The organism is Mesorhizobium sp. M1C.F.Ca.ET.210.01.1.1 (assembly GCF_004791585.1).
Lineage (GTDB): Bacteria > Pseudomonadota > Alphaproteobacteria > Rhizobiales > Rhizobiaceae > Mesorhizobium.
Map to the genome: position 1 here is coordinate 61,411 of NZ_SRUU01000009.1, position 14,834 is coordinate 76,244.

Below are 14,834 nucleotides of genomic sequence, written 5' to 3' on the forward strand. Positions count from 1 at the left end.
ATTCGGTCGTTAACGCGGTGTTGAGATTGAGGTCAGGCCGGCATCGCTGGATATCGGCACAACCTAACTCAGCCAGCCGACCGCGACGCCGATAAGCAGCACGACGCCGAGCAGGCCGCGATAGATGACGAAGGGCCAGGCGGAAAAGCGCTCGAGCACTCGCATCAGCCCCCATATGGCGAAGAAGGCCGAGATCGAGGCGACGACGAGACCGACGGCCAGGACCGACCAGCCGTAGGCGCCGAGGTGAATCTTGTGCAACTCCCAAAGCTCCTTCAAGCCGGCAAGCGCGATCGCCGGCAGGCCGAGCAGGAAGGAGAGCCGCGCCGCCTCAGGCCGGGCATAGCCAAGACCCAGCGCTGCCGTCAGCGTCGATCCCGAGCGCGACACCCCGGGAATGAGGGCGCCGACCTGGGCAATGCCGACAAGCAACGCGTCGAGCACGGAAACCTTGTCGAGCGTCAGCCTGTGGCTGGCATAGATCTCGGACAGTGCAAGCAGCACCGCCATGACGATGCAGGCCAAGCCGATCACGGCGATGCCGCGCAGCGGCGAGTTGCAGGCATTGAGCACGCTGGAAAGCGCAAGGCCGGCGATGACGATCGGAACGGTCGCAAGCACAATGCCGACCGCCAGGCGGAAATAGCAGTTGGCGTAGTCGCGCCGCGCCAGCGCCGCGAGCGAGCCCACCGCAACTTCCCTGATATCGCTCCAGAAATAGCTGACGACCGCCGCCAATGCGGCAAGCTGCATGGCGGCCGAGAAGGCGGAACCGGGATCCTGCCAGCCGAGCACGGCGGGCACGACGCGCATATGCGCCGTCGAAGAGATCGGCAGCAGTTCGGTGATGCCTTGGATGACGCCGAGAAAGGCCACCTTGGCATAACCCAGGCCGACAAAGCCTGTATCCAACCCTTGAGTGCAGACGTCGGTCATCCCAGTCCTTTCCGCAGAGCCCCAGTCCTTTTCGGGGCGAAGAATTCGTCATTTCGGAAAGCCCCTCAAGGACAGGCTTAGCGTCACGATAGCGTGAATCCAACTCACGGATTTGTAAGGTGGCGCTAATCCTGCTTGACAACCGGCGCCTCCATATTATCATCCACTAATCTTACACTGTAAGGCAAGTTAGAGGAGGACCAGCATGTCGACCGCCGCCCTCTCGGAACTGCAGCCGGTCGTGCCGCCGGAACCACACGTTCCCGAAATCGGGATCGAGGATGTTTCCCGCGATCTCAGCCGCGCCATCGAGCGCGCCGAGGTCGATGCCTGGCTCGACCTCTATGACGCCGCGCCCGCGGATTTCGCCGCGCGGCACGGCCTGTCGATCGCTCGCGACGGCGACCTGGTCTGGACCACCTGCACGACGATCCCGTTCATCCATTTCAACTGCGTCAAGAACATCGGCGTCGATGGTCCGGCCGCGGAGGAACAGGTCGACGCGCTGCTGGAGCATTATCGCGCCGCTGGCATCTTGCGGCCTTGGTTCTACACAAGTCCGCATACCGAGCCGTCGCGGCTGCGATGCTGGCTGGAGGCGCGCGGGCTGCAGCATCAGGGCGGCTGGGAACGCATCTTTCGCGATGCGACGCCCCCGGCGGCCGAACCGCTCTTCCCGACCGACGATGTATCGGTCGAGGAGGTTACATCCGAGACGGCTGCGGAATGGGCTGCCTTCATCGACGCCCGGTACAGGCTGCCTACCTCGCCCTGGCTCATGGCGCTGGTCGGCCGCAAGGGCTGGCGTCATTACATGCTGAAGCGTGACGGCGCGGTGGCCGCGGTGCGCTCGTTGTTCATCTCAGGCGGCGCGGCGTGGAGCGGCATCGACGCGCCGGTTCCAGGCATCACGGCGCCGAGCTTCGATCTCGACGCCGTGCTTGGCGAAAGGCTGGTTCGCGACGGCATAGCCGCCGGCGCGAAACTGTTCGTCGCCGATATCGAAGCGCCAAGCCCCGAACGCGATGGTCCGGCCTACCGCAACTACGCGCGGCTCGGTTTCAAGATTGCCTATTTCCGTAGCCATTACAGCTATTTGCCGGCGTATTCGAGCCAGAGCCCTTTCATGGCTTAGCGGTGTAGCCATTGCGTCAGGCAGCTCCTGGCCACGACATGGGCCGGCGGCACCATAGGCTGGTCGATGCGGGAATCGTCGGCGGCCTTGTGACGAGCCTTTTCCAGCAGCATGCGAATCTCGGCCGGGCGCACCCGGTCCCGTTCCATCACGAGTTGGATCATCGGGTCGTTCAAAAGCTCGTCCAGGGTGTTGATGCTCTCGCTCATCCGTCGCCTCCTCGATGCCTTCCCGCGTGGCGCTTAGATAGGCAGCCAATGATGGCCCGCCAATGACGCTTTGCCGGCTATCTCGTGAATCGAAGATGAAATTTTTGTGCAGTTCTTCCCTTCTCCTCCTGTGGGAGAAGGGAGAGTGCTACGCCGGCGGCGCGCCTTCATGTTGCGGCAGGCCGTCATCGAGCTGCACCCAGGGTTGCATGGAAGCCGTCCAGAAATGCATGTCGGGCTTGAACACGGACGGATCGTCGAGCGAGCCGCAAGTGATGCCGAGGATGCCCCTGGAGTCGCGGCGCGAAAAAATCGTCGTGCCGCAGACCGGGCAGAAGCCGCGCTCGAGGTCCGGCGATGAATTGACTGTCGCGACAGGCCCTTCCACGCTCACGTCGTCGATGCGGAACAGCAGCCGCGCGTTGAAGGCAGCGCCGATCGCCCTCTGGCAGATCCGGCAATGGCAGACACGCTCGTTGATCGGTTCGGCCTCGGCACGATAGCGCACCGCGCCGCACAGGCATCCGCCCTGGTATTTCGTCATCGCAAGCACTCGCTTTGTGGGAATGCCGGGCACGGTAGCGGCCGGCATGACAGCGTCAAACAAAAAGCATTGATGGAATGCGATCGGTCACGCTGATGCCGGCGTCGGCTTGGCAATAAAATAGATGGAGATCAGTGGCGCCTGGCCTGGACGAGATAGGCGTCGATCTCGGTCTCGCCGAGCCATTTGGCGGCCTCGAGCCGATGCAGCCCTTCGACCAGGACATGGCGCTTGCCGTCGTGGCGGACCTGGATCGGCATCTTCATACCGTTCTCGAGGATATCCTCCGCGAGATGCCGCACCGTCTCGGGATGCAGCGTCTTGCGACGCGCCGTCGGCACGTAGATGTCGTCGACCTTGACCTTTTGCACCCGCAGCATGTCCGCTCCCGCCATGAAACATCGCCAAAGGATGAGATAGTCCGTTTGCCCGATATGGCCAAGCGTCGGCTGGCCCGATTGTTTCCATTTGACGCCCCCGTGGCGGATCGCCGAAATGGCGGCTTCCGATCGTTCAAGGGCATGCATGGCTCACCTCCCGACCGAATTTCCAGATTTCGGGCTGACGCCCGAGCAGCGCCGCGAGGCGGTGCGCGGCCATTATTACGAATGGCCGGGCATGGATGGCTCAAGCGGCGAAATCTGGTGCTACAGCGACCGCTTTTCGTATCGCCCGGGCGATACCGTGACGCTTTTCGTCAGCTCGACGGCACCGCAATTCGGCATCGCGATCGTCCGCGACGGCGGCAGCGAGACCAAGGTCCTCGAAAAGACCGGCCTATCGGCACATTGGCAGGACACGCCCGACCAATGTTCGGTCGCAGGCTGCGGCTGGGGCGCGTCGTTCGAATTCCGCATTGGCGACGACTGGCCGTCGGGCGCCTATCGCATCGCGCTTTCGGCCGATGGCCGCGACGGCAGGCCGATCCACAGCCATCACCTCTTCATTGTCGCGCCCCTGCCCGGCCGCAACCCCGGGCGCTTGCTGCAGGTTGCGGCAACCGGCACCTGGCTCGCCTACAACACCTGGGGCGGCTCCAACCACTACCAGGGCATCACCGGGCCGAACCGCGATCAGTACGCAACGACGGTGTCGACGCAGCGCCCCTGGTGTCGCGGCTTCGTCACGCTGCCCAAGGATGCCCCGCGCGTGCCGCTGGAAGTCGCGGTGCCGCCGAAGACCGTGCCGCGCTATCCGCATATGGAATGGGCCTTCGCCACCGGCCATTCGAAGAAATACGCCTCTTCCGGCTGGGCAAGCTATGACAGCCATTTCTTCCACTTCGCCGAGCGCGCCGGCTATGCGGTCGATCTCGCCAGCCAGCATGAGCTGCATTTCGCGCCCGAAATCCTCGACGGTTATGACTGCGTCGTCTTCACTGGCCATGACGAATACTGGACGTGGGAAATGCGCGACGCGCTCGACGCTTACGTCGAGCGCGGCGGCCATGCGGCGCGCTTTGCCGGCAATTTCATGTGGCAGACCAGGCTGGAGGACGAGGGCCGCAGGCAGGTCTGCTACAAATACCGCGCCCGCGCCGAGGACCCCGCCTACCGCGGCGACATCACCCGCGCCACCAATTCCTGGGAGGCGCCGGAGATCGGCCGTCCCGGCAGCGCCACCTTCGGCCTCAATGCGACCAGGGGCGTCTATGCCGGCTGGGGCGGCTGCGCGCCGCGCGGCGTGCGCGGCTTCCCGGTCTACCGGCCCGAACACTGGGCCTTTGCCGGCACCGGCATCTATTATGGCGACCTGCTTGGCGCCGACAGCCACGTCTATGGCTACGAGGTGGACGGGCTGGATTTCGAGATCCGCGGCGGCCTGCCCTACCCGACTGCGGAGAGCGGCGCGCCGGATGGCTTGCAGGTGCTCGCAGTCGGTATGGCGAGCCAGGTCGAGGAAAGCGCCGACATCCCGATCGAGGACCAGTTCTTGACCGACGAGGACGGACGCTTCACCGCCGAGACGCTGTTTGGCGAAGCCAGCGACGCCAACCTCGACAAGGTCAAGCGCGGCAACGGCATGATCGTCAACTTCCCGCGCGGCAAGGGCGAGGTGTTCCATGCCGGAAGCTGCGAATGGGTCGCCGGCCTGCTAAGGCAGGACGCGATGGTCGAGCGCGTGACCAAGAATGTTCTCGACCGCTATCTTGGAAAGTCCTGACATGTCGAAATTGGAAGTCCAGACCACTCCGCAAGCCGAGGCGCGGCAACCGTCGCATCTGTTTTATCTGTCGAGCCTGCGCCGGCCGCTCGTCGACCGCGCCGAGGGCATCTATTTCTGGACCAAGGACGGCCGCCGCTTCATCGACGGTTCGAGCGGGCCGATGGTCGCCAATATCGGCCATTCCAACCGCAATGTGCTCGACGCCATGAAGTGGCAGATGGACAAGGCCACCTTCGCCTACCGGCTGCATTTCGAGAACGAGCCGGCGGAAGAGCTTGCGCGGAAGCTCGCCGGCAAACTGCCGGAAGGCATGGACCGCATCTTCTTCGTCTCCGGCGGCTCGGAAGCGACCGAATCCTGCATCAAGCTCGCCCGGCAATGGGCGGTCGCCACCGGCCAGCCGAAGCGCTGGAAGGTGATCACCCGTTTTCCGTCCTATCACGGCGGCACGCTGGGCTCGCTTGCAGTCACCGGCGACGACGCTCTGGTCGAAACCTTCACGCCGCTGATGCGGGTGATGCCGACGGTGCCGGCGCCCACCGCCTGGCGTGACCGCGACAACCTGTCGATGGAGCAGCGCGGCATCCGCTATGCCGACATGCTCGAGGAAAAGATCCTCGCCGAAGGCCCGGAAAGCGTGCTCGCCTTCATCATGGAGACGGTCGGGGGCGCTGCGACGGCAGCGCTTGTCGCGCCCGACAGCTACTACCCGCGCATCCGCGAGATCTGCGACCGCTATGGCATCCTGCTCATCCATGACGAGGTGATGAGCGGCGCCGGGCGCACCGGCAGGTTCCTCGGCGGCGACCATTGGAACTGCAGGCCGGACATCGTCGCGCTCTCGAAGGGGCTGGGCTCGGGCTATGCGCCGCTCGGCGCGCTGGCGGCACCGATGCGGCTGGTCGAGCCGCTGCTTGCCTCAGGCGGCTTCCAGCATGGTCACACCTATGCCGGCAATCCGCTCGCCTGCGCCGCCGGCCTTGCCGTGCTCGGCGAGATGGACCGGCTCGACCTCATCGCCAATGCCGCCGCCATGGGCGACGTGCTGATCGAAGAACTGAGAGGACTGGGGAAACGCTTCCCATTCATGGCCGACGTGCGCGGCAAGGGATTGCTTCTTGGCGTGGAAATGGTCGCTGATCCGGAAAGATTGAAACCGATCGACCCGGCTCGCAAGGCGACGCAGCGCCTGCTCGACCTCGCCTATGCGCGCGGCCTGATCATCTACGGGCGCAAGGTCAAGGGCGGCCTCGACGGCGACAATTTCATGGTGGCGCCACCGATGATCATCACCCGCGACCAGATCGGCGAGATCATCGCAATCCTCGGCGACTCGCTCCAAGCGTTGGCCGCGGAACTCGACCTGCCGGTAGAAGGCTGACGCGACAGGGAAGCGTTCTATTGTTCGGAGCAGCAATGCGCGGCAAAGGAGCCGATATGGAAAGGGTGCTTGTCTCGGCCTGCCTGCTTGGCAGCAAGGTGCGTTACAACGGTTCGTTCCGGCTCAACCATCATCCCATCCTTGCTCGGTGGCAATTGGAAGGCCGGATCGTGCAGATCTGCCCCGAAGTTGCCGCCGGCTTCTCCACGCCGCGCCCTCCGGCCGAAATTCAAGGTGCAGGCGACGGCCATGGGGTTCTGCAAGGTCAGGGGCGAGTGATCGAGCAGACAGGCAACGATGTAACACACCTTTACCGTGAGGCCGCGCGGCTCGCGCTCGATCTCGCGCGCGAAACAGGATGCCGCTACGCCGTACTGACTGACGGCAGCCCGTCTTGCGGCAGCAGCTTTATCTATGATGGGCGTTTTTCAGGAAAGCGCATGGCGGGCCATGGCACGACCACCGCGCTGCTTGAAGAAAGCGGCATCCGTGTCTTCTCAGAAGACAGGATCGGCGAGCTTGATGATCTTTTGACCGGCTCGGACCCTGCCGGACCTAGGGCCTGATCGATGCGGCAGGACACTCGACCCACCGACATTGTCATCCGCTCCGGCACAGTCAACGACGCCGACGCAATACATGCCGCCCTGCTTCGCCTCGGCACCCATATCGGCGCGCACCAGGAAATCACCTCCACCCCCGACGATCTGCGCCGCTACGGCTTCGGCGAAAAACCCGCCTTCTCGACCCTGATCGCCGAGGTCGACGGCGAGTTCGCCGGGCTCTGCCTGCATTTTCCCATCTTCTCGACCTGGATGGGCCGTCCCGGCGTCTTTGTGCAGGACCTTTATGTCGAGGATCGCTTTCGCGGCCGCCGCATCGGTGAAAAGCTGTTGCGGCGCGTAGCGAGGGAATGCCGCGCGGCGGGCGGCGTCTATCTAAGACTCTCGGTCGACACCGACAACGAGACGGCCAAGGCCTTCTATGAAAAGCTCGGCATCGGCTGGTCGAGTTACGAACAGGTGCAAAAGATCGTCGGCGAGGCTTTCTTCGCCTTTGCCGATGCGCCGGAGGAAGAACGATGAAAGCCTTCTATGCCGAGGAACAAAAGCGCCACGACCCCAAGGCCTTCCTCTCCAGCGGCGCAGCACAGCCCAATCCGGAAAAGCCGGAGCGCGTCGAAAGACTGTTGGCCGGAGCGAGGTCGGCCGGCTTGACGGTCGAACGGCCGAAGGATCATGGCCTTGGGCCGATCGCGGCCGTGCACACGCCCGAATATCTCGACTTCCTCGAGCACATCTTCGCGCGCTGGCAGCGCATCGAAGGCGCATCGGCGGAGGTCATTCCGAACATCCACCCGATCGCCCGCAACGGCTCCTATCCGGCCTCGGCGGTCGGCCAGGCCGGCTATCACATGGCCGACACCGCCTGCCCGATCTCGGCCGAGACCTGGAACAGCGCGTTGTGGAGCGCGTGGAGCGCGGTCGAGGCGGCCGAGGCCGTAATGGCCGGCGCGCCTTCGGCCTACGCGCTCTGCCGCCCGCCCGGCCATCATGCCTTCGCCGATATCGCCGGCGGCTTCTGCTTCATCAACAATTCGGCGGTCGCGGCACAGGTGCTGAGAACGAACGCTGCGCGCGTCGCGATCCTCGATGTCGACCTGCATCACGGCAATGGCACGCAAGGCATCTTCTATGCCAGGCCCGACGTGCTGACCGTCTCGCTGCATGCCGATCCGGTGCGCTTCTACCCCTTCTTCTGGGGTCATGCAGACGAGCGCGGCGAAGGCCCTGGCCTCGGCTACAATCTCAACCTGCCGCTGCCGCGCAAATCCGGCGACGCTGCGTTTCTCGAAGCGCTGGCCTCAGCCTTTCGGCGCATCCACGCTTTCGCTCCCGATGCGTTGGTCGTGGCGCTCGGCCTCGATGCCTTCGAAGGCGACCCGTTCGGTGGCCTGTCGGTGACGACGCCAGGCTTCTCGCGCATCGGCGAGGCCATTGCCGGACTCGGCCTGCCGACGGTGATCGTCCAGGAAGGCGGCTATCTCTGCGATGCGCTGGGCGACAACCTCACCGCCTTCCTGACCGGCTTCGGCGGCAGGCAGCGGTAACCGGGTTCTCAGGTGCGCTGCTGCTTCAGCATGGCGATCACGCGGTGCACGCTTTCCAGCGTCTCGTCGATCTCGGCCGCGGTGTTGTAGTGCGCGATGCCGATGCGCACGACGCCCTGCTCCGGCGGGATGCCGAGCTGGTGGACGATTTCCCACGCGTAGTTATGACCTGACCAGAGAAAAATGTTCTCGGCATTCATCTGCTTCACGATCGTCTCCGGCGCGAAGCCCTCGACCGTGAAGGAAACCGTCGGCACGCGTTCGTTGAAGCGCTCGGGATCGCTGATGCCGCGAATGGTCAGGCCAGCGATATCCGACAGGCCTTCGATCAGTTGACGGGCCAGCGCGTTTTCATAGGCTATCGACACTTCGAAGGCTCTCGCGATCCGCTGCCGCCGCGAGCCGCCCTCGCCGGCCGCAGCACCAAGATCGGCGAAATAATCGACGGCAGCGGTCAGGCCTGCCATCAGCTCGATCTGCGGCGTGCCGAGTTCGAACCGCTCCGGCAGGCCGTTGGACGAGCAGCGGCACTTATAGGGCTTGAGCGTATCGATGACATCGCGTCGGCCCCACAATATGCCCATATGCGGCCCGAAGAACTTGTAGGCCGAGCAGACCAGGAAATCGCAACCGAGCGCCTGAACGTCGATCAGCCCGTGCGGTGCGAACTGCACGGCATCGACATAGACCAGCGCGCCGGCCTGCCCGGCGATCGCCGTCAGCGCCTTCACCCGGTTGATCGAGCCGGTGAGGTTCGAGGCGTAGTTCAGCGCCACCAGCCGCGTCTTTTCCGAAAGCAGCGCCTGCAGGGCCGCCTCCTCGACTTGCCAGCTCTGCTCGTCGAACGGCAGGAAGCGCACGACGAGACCAAGATCCTCGGCAAGCTGCAGCCAGGGCGAGACATTGCCCTCATGGTCCATGCGGGTGAGGATGATCTCGTCGCCAGCCTTCATCGTGCGGCCGATCGTGCGCGACATATGATAGGTCAGCGTCGTCATGTTGGCGCCGATGATGACCTCCTCGGCGGTTGCCGCACCGAGGAAATCGGCCATCGCCGCATGCGCCTCGTCGACCACGGCCTGCGCCGCGACCGTCGTCTCGAAGAAGCCGCCGAGATTGGCATTTGTGGTGGTGAGGCAGCGCGACACCGCATCCACCACCGCCTGCGGCACCTGCGTGCCGGCAGGATTGTCGAGATAGATCCGGCGGCGATCTTTGTCGGTCAGCGAAAGTGCCGGAAATTTCCCGCGCACGGCCTCGATCGGAAAATCTGCCATCGTCTCCATCCCTTTGTCATTTCTCGATAATTTGCCGTCACGGGCAGGGATTGCCGACACGCTGATGGATGGCGTCGACCGCCTTCTGCATCTCCTCCGTCCAGGTGAGTTCGACCGAGGACAGCGCCATGTCGAGCTGCGCGACACTGGTGGCGCCGACGATGTTCGCGGTCACGAAAGGCCGGCTCGACACATAGGCGTTGGCGAAAAGCGCCGGCTCCATGCCGAAGGAGCGCGCCAGCTCGTTGTATTGGAGCAGCACTTGCGCCGCATTCGGCGTCTCGTAGCGCTGGCCGCGGTTGAAGAGCTGCGAGCGTGAGCCGATCGGCCGCGCGCCATGATCGTATTTGCCGGTCAGATAGCCCTGCGCCAATGGCGAATAGGGAAGGAAGGCAACCTGCTCGCGATCACAGACTTCGGCAAGGTTCACCTCGAAGGTGCGGTTGACCAGATTGTAGGCGTTCTGCAGCGAGGCGACGCGCGGGCCGATACCCTTCTCGGACTCGGCAAGGAACCGCATGACGCCCCACGAGCTTTCATTTGACAGGCCGAGATGCCGGATCTTGCCGGCCTTAACCAGTTCCTCGAAGACGGCGAGCGTTTCGGCGATCGGCGTCTCGTCGGCAGGAGCACTGGCAGCGTCGGCCCGCCGCGCTACAGCTCCGACGCGTGTCGGGTTCGCGCCCCATGGGATGTCCCGATCCGGCCAATGGATCTGATAGAGATCGATGTAGTCCGTACCGAGCTTGGCCAGCGACTTCTCGATCGCATCGAAGATATCAGCGCGTACCAGCTTGGACGGTCGGTCGCCGCGGAACCAGGTGTTGGCGGTGCGGCCGACCACTTTCGAAGCGATGACGACCTGGTCGCGGTTTCCCTTCTCCTTCATCCAGCTGCCAATGATCCTCTCGGTCCGCCCTTGCGTCTCCGCCTTGGGTGGGATCGAGTAAAGCTCGGCAGTGTCGATGAAATTGACCCCGCGTGAAAAGGCCAGGTCCATCTGCGCATGGCCTTCGGCCTCGGTGTTCTGTTGGCCCCAGGTCATCGAGCCCAGGCAGATTTGCGAAACAAGGAGGTCGGTCCGACCGAGGCGGCGTTTTTGCATGGAATGTCTCCGGCGGAAGGTTTGCGCGGCTGCGCGAGGAGGAAATTCAAGCATAAAGCATAGGCCGGATGTTCTCCAAGCCCGATCCCGGCGACTTTTGCATGTATTGCGAGCCCATTTAGGCTTGCCGAGATTCAGCTCAGGGCGAGCCGAAAATGGTGGTTTCCGAGAACCGGAGCGGAGCGTACTTGAAGGTCGTGAGCACCGGAAGCGCAGGAAGCCGCCATTTGCAGGCCGGCCTCAGCTGAATATCGGTAGGCCTTAGCGTCGTGCCGCGGCCAGCGCCCGTCGCTTGGCCTCGTCGATCAGCATGTTCGCCACCTGCATGCGGATCATGGCGCGTTGGCGCAGATGCGGGGCGACGCGGTCCGGATGGTTGGCGAAGGCGAAGTTGCGGCGCATGCGGCCGAGATCGGCATTCTTGGCCAGGCGGTCGAGGCCAAGTTCGCCGGCAATCGATTCGGGATCGATCGGCGGCAGGTCTTCTTCCGGCCGGTGCTCTTCATCGGCAAGCGACAGCTTGGCCTGGTCGAGAAGCGCGGCGAACTCCGCGGCGAGGTCGGCGCCCGCCTCGCGGTATTCGGCGGCGACGGTCTCGCCGGCAACCTTGATACGGCCGGAGTGGAGCTCGTCCGCCACCGACAGATAGTCAAACGGAATGGAAGGCCGCGCGCCCCCGTCTTCGCCCTTCTCGGAAGCGATGATCAGGTCGTCGAGCAACGAAGCGAAATCGAGCTTGTTCCCGGTGCCGATCTCAGCCTCCTCCTGTCGCAACCGCATCATTGTCGCCCTCGACCATAAATCGCTGTCGTTAAAAATGAATGCCGACGACGCTAACAATTGCGGGCTTTTCAGCGCCGAAAGCCGTTGCCGAACGCTCCGAGAATTAAAGAGCCGGGCTGCATTTCTCATGCTGCCCGGCAAGATCGCCAGGAGTGGCGAGGAAAAAGCCGGCGATGTACCGGCATCGAGGCATACGGTCGAGCTTCCGCAAAAGTTTCAAAAAAAATCGATTGTGGCGAAAAAAATTGAAAAGCATGGCTGCCATGCAATTGCTGCACTGCACAATCGTAACAAATCACCTATATGCTGGCCGTGTGGAGGGCAAATAAGGGGCCTGGGAAATGGGGTTCTTCACCGAAATGTTCGCGCGGCCGCGCCCGCAGGAACAGCAGCGTTACCGCGCTGCGCTCGCGCTTCTGAATGCGATGAGCAACGCCGACCGCGCCGATATCGGCATCAAGCCGGCCGATTTTCCGCGCATCGCACGCGAGATGTCGATACGCTGAATAAACGATGAAATGAGGTTTCCCCGCGGTGCGGGGGAACCTTTTGGTCTTCAGCGTCCCAGGAACGTCGCCTTGCCCAGTGGCACGCCGTTGTGCCGCAGGATGTCGTAGGCCGTGGTGACGTGAAAGTAGAAGTTCGGCATGGCGGCGTTGAGCAGATATTGCAGTCCGCTCATCGACACCTCGCGCCCGGCAAGCCTGAGTTCGATCGTCCGCGCCTCCGACCCATCCAGATCAGCGGCCGAGAACGTAGCCAGATGATCGAGCGTCTTGGTGATTCGCGCCTGCAGCTCTTCGAAGCTTGATTCATTGTCCTCGTATTTCGGCACTTCACGGCCGGCGAGCCGTGACGGCGCGCCCTTGGCATGGTCGGTGGCGATCTGCACTTGCCGGGTCAAGGCGAACATGTCGGGTGCAAGCCTGGCGGTCAGGAATACCTGCGGGTCGATCTTGCGATCGGCGGCGTTCTGTTCGGCCAGGGACAGCACACTGGCCAGCGCCTTCAGCCGGGCCGAAAAGACGGCCACGGAAATGTCGTACATGGATATGGTCACGTGAGTAATCTCTCCAGGCGGCCCCAGCGCCGCGGCTGGTGAGCTAGCGCCTCCCGGTCCGATTCTTCAAGCGGTCCTGCCGCCGCGTCACCGCGCCGCCGCAATCGCCGTGGTAGTATTTTCGTTATCGGGTGGAGATTCCCTATGAGACATGTCCTTCTCGCGGCGACTGCCTTGTTCTCCCTTGCCGGCATCGGCCAATCGGCGCTTGCGGCCGAGGCGCCCTATATTGACGACAGGTCCAGCGCTGAAGCGGTGATCCGCTCGCTCTACAGCGCCATCGGCCGGCACGAATTCGCCCGCGCCTGGGGCTATTTCGGCGATACCAAGCCGGCGAAAGATTTCAATGCCTTCGTGAAGGGCTACGACAACACGGATACGGTCGAGGTGAAGACCGGCGCTGTGTCGAACGAGGGCGCCGCCGGCAGCATCTACTACAGCGTTCCAGTCGCCATCCAGGCGACCGACAAGAAGGGCGAGGCGAAAGTCTTTGCCGGCTGCTACACGCTGCGCCAGGTCAACGCGCAGATCCAGGAACCGCCGTTCCAGCCGATCTTCATCGACAAGGGAGCGCTGAAGCCGTCGACTTCGGATTTCGAAGATGCGGTGCCGGCCAGTTGCGGCGACGGACCGCCACCGCCCAAGAAGGACGAAGCGCTGGAACAGGCCAGGAAGGCCTTCCTCGCCGCCTATGGCGAACAGTGCGACAAGGAGGATCCGGAAGGCAAACCGGTCGGCGAACCGGCCGCCTATTCCATCCGCTACAAGGACAAGGATGCCGGAGCCGACGAGCCGGAGCGCGAGACGCGGCTCTTCCGCTTCTTCTGCTCGATGGCCGCCTACAATGAAAGCGCGGTCTATTACATCTATGACGATGTCTCCGGTGTCCGGCAGCTGCAGTTCGCAGCGCCCGAGCTCGACATCCGCTACGAAAACAACAACAGCGAAGGCAAGGTCGAAGGCATCCACATCATCGGCTTCCAGACCGACGACCAGCTGGTCAATTCCGATTATGACGACAAGACTAGGACGATCACCTCGATGAACAAATGGCGCGGCGTCGGCGACGCGTCGTCGACCGGTACCTATTTGTTCCGCAACGGCAATTTCTCGCTGGTGCAATACGACGTCGACGCGTCCTATGACGGCGAGATCAACCCCGAGACCGTCCTGGATTACAACACGGCGCCCTGAGTCGGCGCGACCGGTCTGGCGTCCCTCAAGGTGCTTTCGTCAGCATCCAGTTCAGCGTGCCGCGCCAGTCGACCATACGGATCGGCGTTCCATGCGTGCCGGTCTCGAAACGGATGAAGCGGGTCGGATAGGTCTTCGATTTGGCAAGGATCGAGCGGAAGAAGGCTTCCTGCTTCTCAACCTGGAAAACCACGTCATGGCTGCCCTGGCCGAAGAACACCGGCACCCGGCGCTTGAAAGCCGGGCTGGTCAAAAAACTCTCGTCCCACAGTGAGCCGAGCAGCAGCAGCCCGTTGATGCGGCCGCCCGTATCCGTGCGGTCGGCCAGCTTCCAGCAGAGGATGCCGCCCATCGAGCCGCAGGCGACGAAGATCTTGGCGCCTGGCGATTTCCCCGCATAGTGATCGATCAGCGCCGCAACCTGCGCGGCGCCATTGTCGCCGAAATCGGGAAAATCCGGTGAAAGATAGAGGCCGCCATTTGCAGCCATCAGATTCTTGAGGCGGTTGAAATTGCCACCGAAGGTGAAGTCGTCGACGCCTTGCTTGCGGCTGCCGCCCTGCCCGTGCAGGTAAAGCACGATGACGGCGGCACCCTCTGTCTTGCCGATTGCGACATGCCGGATATCGCCGGCATCGGTTTTCAGCATCAGATCCTGCTGGACCTTGCGCACGCCGGGGTCCGTGTACTGGGCATGCACGCGCTTTTCCGGCACCTCGTCGCGCTGGTTGATATCCCGCATCTCGCGATAGTCGAGGACCGTGTAGGCGCCGTTGTCGGCGCTCGACAGCGTCGCCGGGTAGGCGAAGAGATCATCCTTGAAGGATTTCAGTTCCAGCGTCTGTCCCTCTGTTGCCGAGAGGAAAAAAGCTGACGCGGCCAGCAGTGCGGGAAAAAACCGGAAGTGCAAAGACATTCCGAAGCCATGCGAAAT

The 14,834-nt window shown here is 63.3% G+C and carries 17 protein-coding genes; 8 read left to right on the forward strand and 9 right to left on the reverse strand.

What is annotated here, in order from left to right; genetic code table 11:
• Positions 1–63: 63 nt before the first annotated feature.
• Positions 64–936, reverse strand: coding sequence for an undecaprenyl-diphosphate phosphatase (locus EN853_RS12365; RefSeq protein ID WP_127860151.1), 873 nt, complete (start codon positions 934–936; stop codon positions 64–66).
• 205 nt (positions 937–1,141) lie between these two features.
• Between EN853_RS12365 and EN853_RS12370 the strand changes: the two genes are divergently transcribed.
• Positions 1,142–2,071 (forward strand): hypothetical protein, encoded by a 930-nt coding sequence (locus EN853_RS12370; protein ID WP_127860150.1) that lies wholly within the window; start codon positions 1,142–1,144, stop codon positions 2,069–2,071.
• Here EN853_RS12370 and EN853_RS12375 read toward each other — a convergent pair.
• The 3 genes from EN853_RS12375 to EN853_RS35290 all read right to left on the reverse strand — a co-directional run bounded on the left by EN853_RS12375 (position 2,068) and on the right by EN853_RS35290 (position 3,204).
• On the reverse strand, positions 2,068–2,280 hold the full coding sequence (locus EN853_RS12375; protein ID WP_127860149.1) for a hypothetical protein: 213 nt from the start codon (positions 2,278–2,280) through the stop codon (positions 2,068–2,070). The genes EN853_RS12370 and EN853_RS12375 overlap by 4 nt on opposite strands.
• A gap of 148 nt (positions 2,281–2,428) precedes the next feature.
• Positions 2,429–2,824, reverse strand: a complete 396-nt coding sequence (locus tag EN853_RS12380; RefSeq protein ID WP_127860148.1) for a GFA family protein — start codon at positions 2,822–2,824, stop codon at positions 2,429–2,431.
• 131 nt (positions 2,825–2,955) lie between these two features.
• Positions 2,956–3,204, reverse strand: coding sequence for a ParB N-terminal domain-containing protein (locus EN853_RS35290; RefSeq protein WP_127860207.1), 249 nt, complete (start codon positions 3,202–3,204; stop codon positions 2,956–2,958).
• A gap of 145 nt (positions 3,205–3,349) precedes the next feature.
• Here EN853_RS35290 and EN853_RS12390 point away from each other — a divergent pair, with 145 nt between their 5' ends.
• From EN853_RS12390 to EN853_RS12410, 5 genes are read left to right on the forward strand one after another with little or no spacing between them, the layout of a single operon-like run.
• On the forward strand, positions 3,350–4,987 hold the full coding sequence (locus EN853_RS12390; protein WP_127860147.1) for a N,N-dimethylformamidase beta subunit family domain-containing protein: 1,638 nt from the start codon (positions 3,350–3,352) through the stop codon (positions 4,985–4,987).
• Position 4,988: 1 nt separating this feature from the next.
• Positions 4,989–6,371, forward strand: a complete 1,383-nt coding sequence (locus EN853_RS12395) for an aspartate aminotransferase family protein (protein WP_127860146.1) — start codon at positions 4,989–4,991, stop codon at positions 6,369–6,371.
• Positions 6,372–6,406: 35 nt separating this feature from the next.
• Positions 6,407–6,937, forward strand: a complete 531-nt coding sequence (locus EN853_RS12400) for a DUF523 domain-containing protein (RefSeq protein ID WP_348631573.1) — start codon at positions 6,407–6,409, stop codon at positions 6,935–6,937.
• 3 nt (positions 6,938–6,940) lie between these two features.
• Positions 6,941–7,456 carry a GNAT family N-acetyltransferase gene (locus EN853_RS12405; RefSeq protein WP_127860145.1) on the forward strand — a complete coding sequence of 172 codons (516 nt, stop codon included), beginning with the start codon at positions 6,941–6,943 and terminating at the stop codon, positions 7,454–7,456.
• Entirely contained in the window at positions 7,453–8,481 is a 1,029-nt protein-coding gene (locus tag EN853_RS12410; RefSeq protein ID WP_127860144.1) for a histone deacetylase family protein, read from the forward strand. The genes EN853_RS12405 and EN853_RS12410 overlap by 4 nt, the downstream gene beginning before the upstream one ends.
• A gap of 8 nt (positions 8,482–8,489) precedes the next feature.
• Here the strand turns inward: EN853_RS12410 and EN853_RS12415 are convergent, their stop codons facing one another.
• From EN853_RS12415 to EN853_RS12425, 3 genes are all read right to left on the reverse strand, one after another.
• Positions 8,490–9,758, reverse strand: a complete 1,269-nt coding sequence (locus EN853_RS12415) for a cysteine desulfurase-like protein (protein WP_127860143.1) — start codon at positions 9,756–9,758, stop codon at positions 8,490–8,492.
• A gap of 37 nt (positions 9,759–9,795) precedes the next feature.
• Entirely contained in the window at positions 9,796–10,863 is a 1,068-nt protein-coding gene (locus tag EN853_RS12420; RefSeq protein WP_127860142.1) for an aldo/keto reductase, read from the reverse strand.
• Between the two features lie 261 nt (positions 10,864–11,124).
• Positions 11,125–11,643 (reverse strand): hypothetical protein, encoded by a 519-nt coding sequence (locus EN853_RS12425; RefSeq protein ID WP_167524456.1) that lies wholly within the window; start codon positions 11,641–11,643, stop codon positions 11,125–11,127.
• A gap of 344 nt (positions 11,644–11,987) precedes the next feature.
• Here EN853_RS12425 and EN853_RS12430 point away from each other — a divergent pair, with 344 nt between their 5' ends.
• Positions 11,988–12,152 carry a DUF1127 domain-containing protein gene (locus EN853_RS12430; protein WP_096874857.1) on the forward strand — a complete coding sequence of 55 codons (165 nt, stop codon included), beginning with the start codon at positions 11,988–11,990 and terminating at the stop codon, positions 12,150–12,152.
• Positions 12,153–12,202: 50 nt separating this feature from the next.
• On the opposite strand, the gene EN853_RS12435 is transcribed toward EN853_RS12430, so the two are convergent.
• Positions 12,203–12,706 carry a DUF1993 family protein gene (locus tag EN853_RS12435; protein ID WP_127860141.1) on the reverse strand — a complete coding sequence of 168 codons (504 nt, stop codon included), beginning with the start codon at positions 12,704–12,706 and terminating at the stop codon, positions 12,203–12,205.
• A gap of 144 nt (positions 12,707–12,850) precedes the next feature.
• Here EN853_RS12435 and EN853_RS12440 point away from each other — a divergent pair, with 144 nt between their 5' ends.
• Positions 12,851–13,900 carry a DUF1176 domain-containing protein gene (locus EN853_RS12440; RefSeq protein WP_127860140.1) on the forward strand — a complete coding sequence of 350 codons (1,050 nt, stop codon included), beginning with the start codon at positions 12,851–12,853 and terminating at the stop codon, positions 13,898–13,900.
• 25 nt (positions 13,901–13,925) lie between these two features.
• On the opposite strand, the gene EN853_RS12445 is transcribed toward EN853_RS12440, so the two are convergent.
• Positions 13,926–14,816, reverse strand: a complete 891-nt coding sequence (locus EN853_RS12445; RefSeq protein WP_127860139.1) for an alpha/beta hydrolase — start codon at positions 14,814–14,816, stop codon at positions 13,926–13,928.
• Positions 14,817–14,834: the final 18 nt, after the last annotated feature.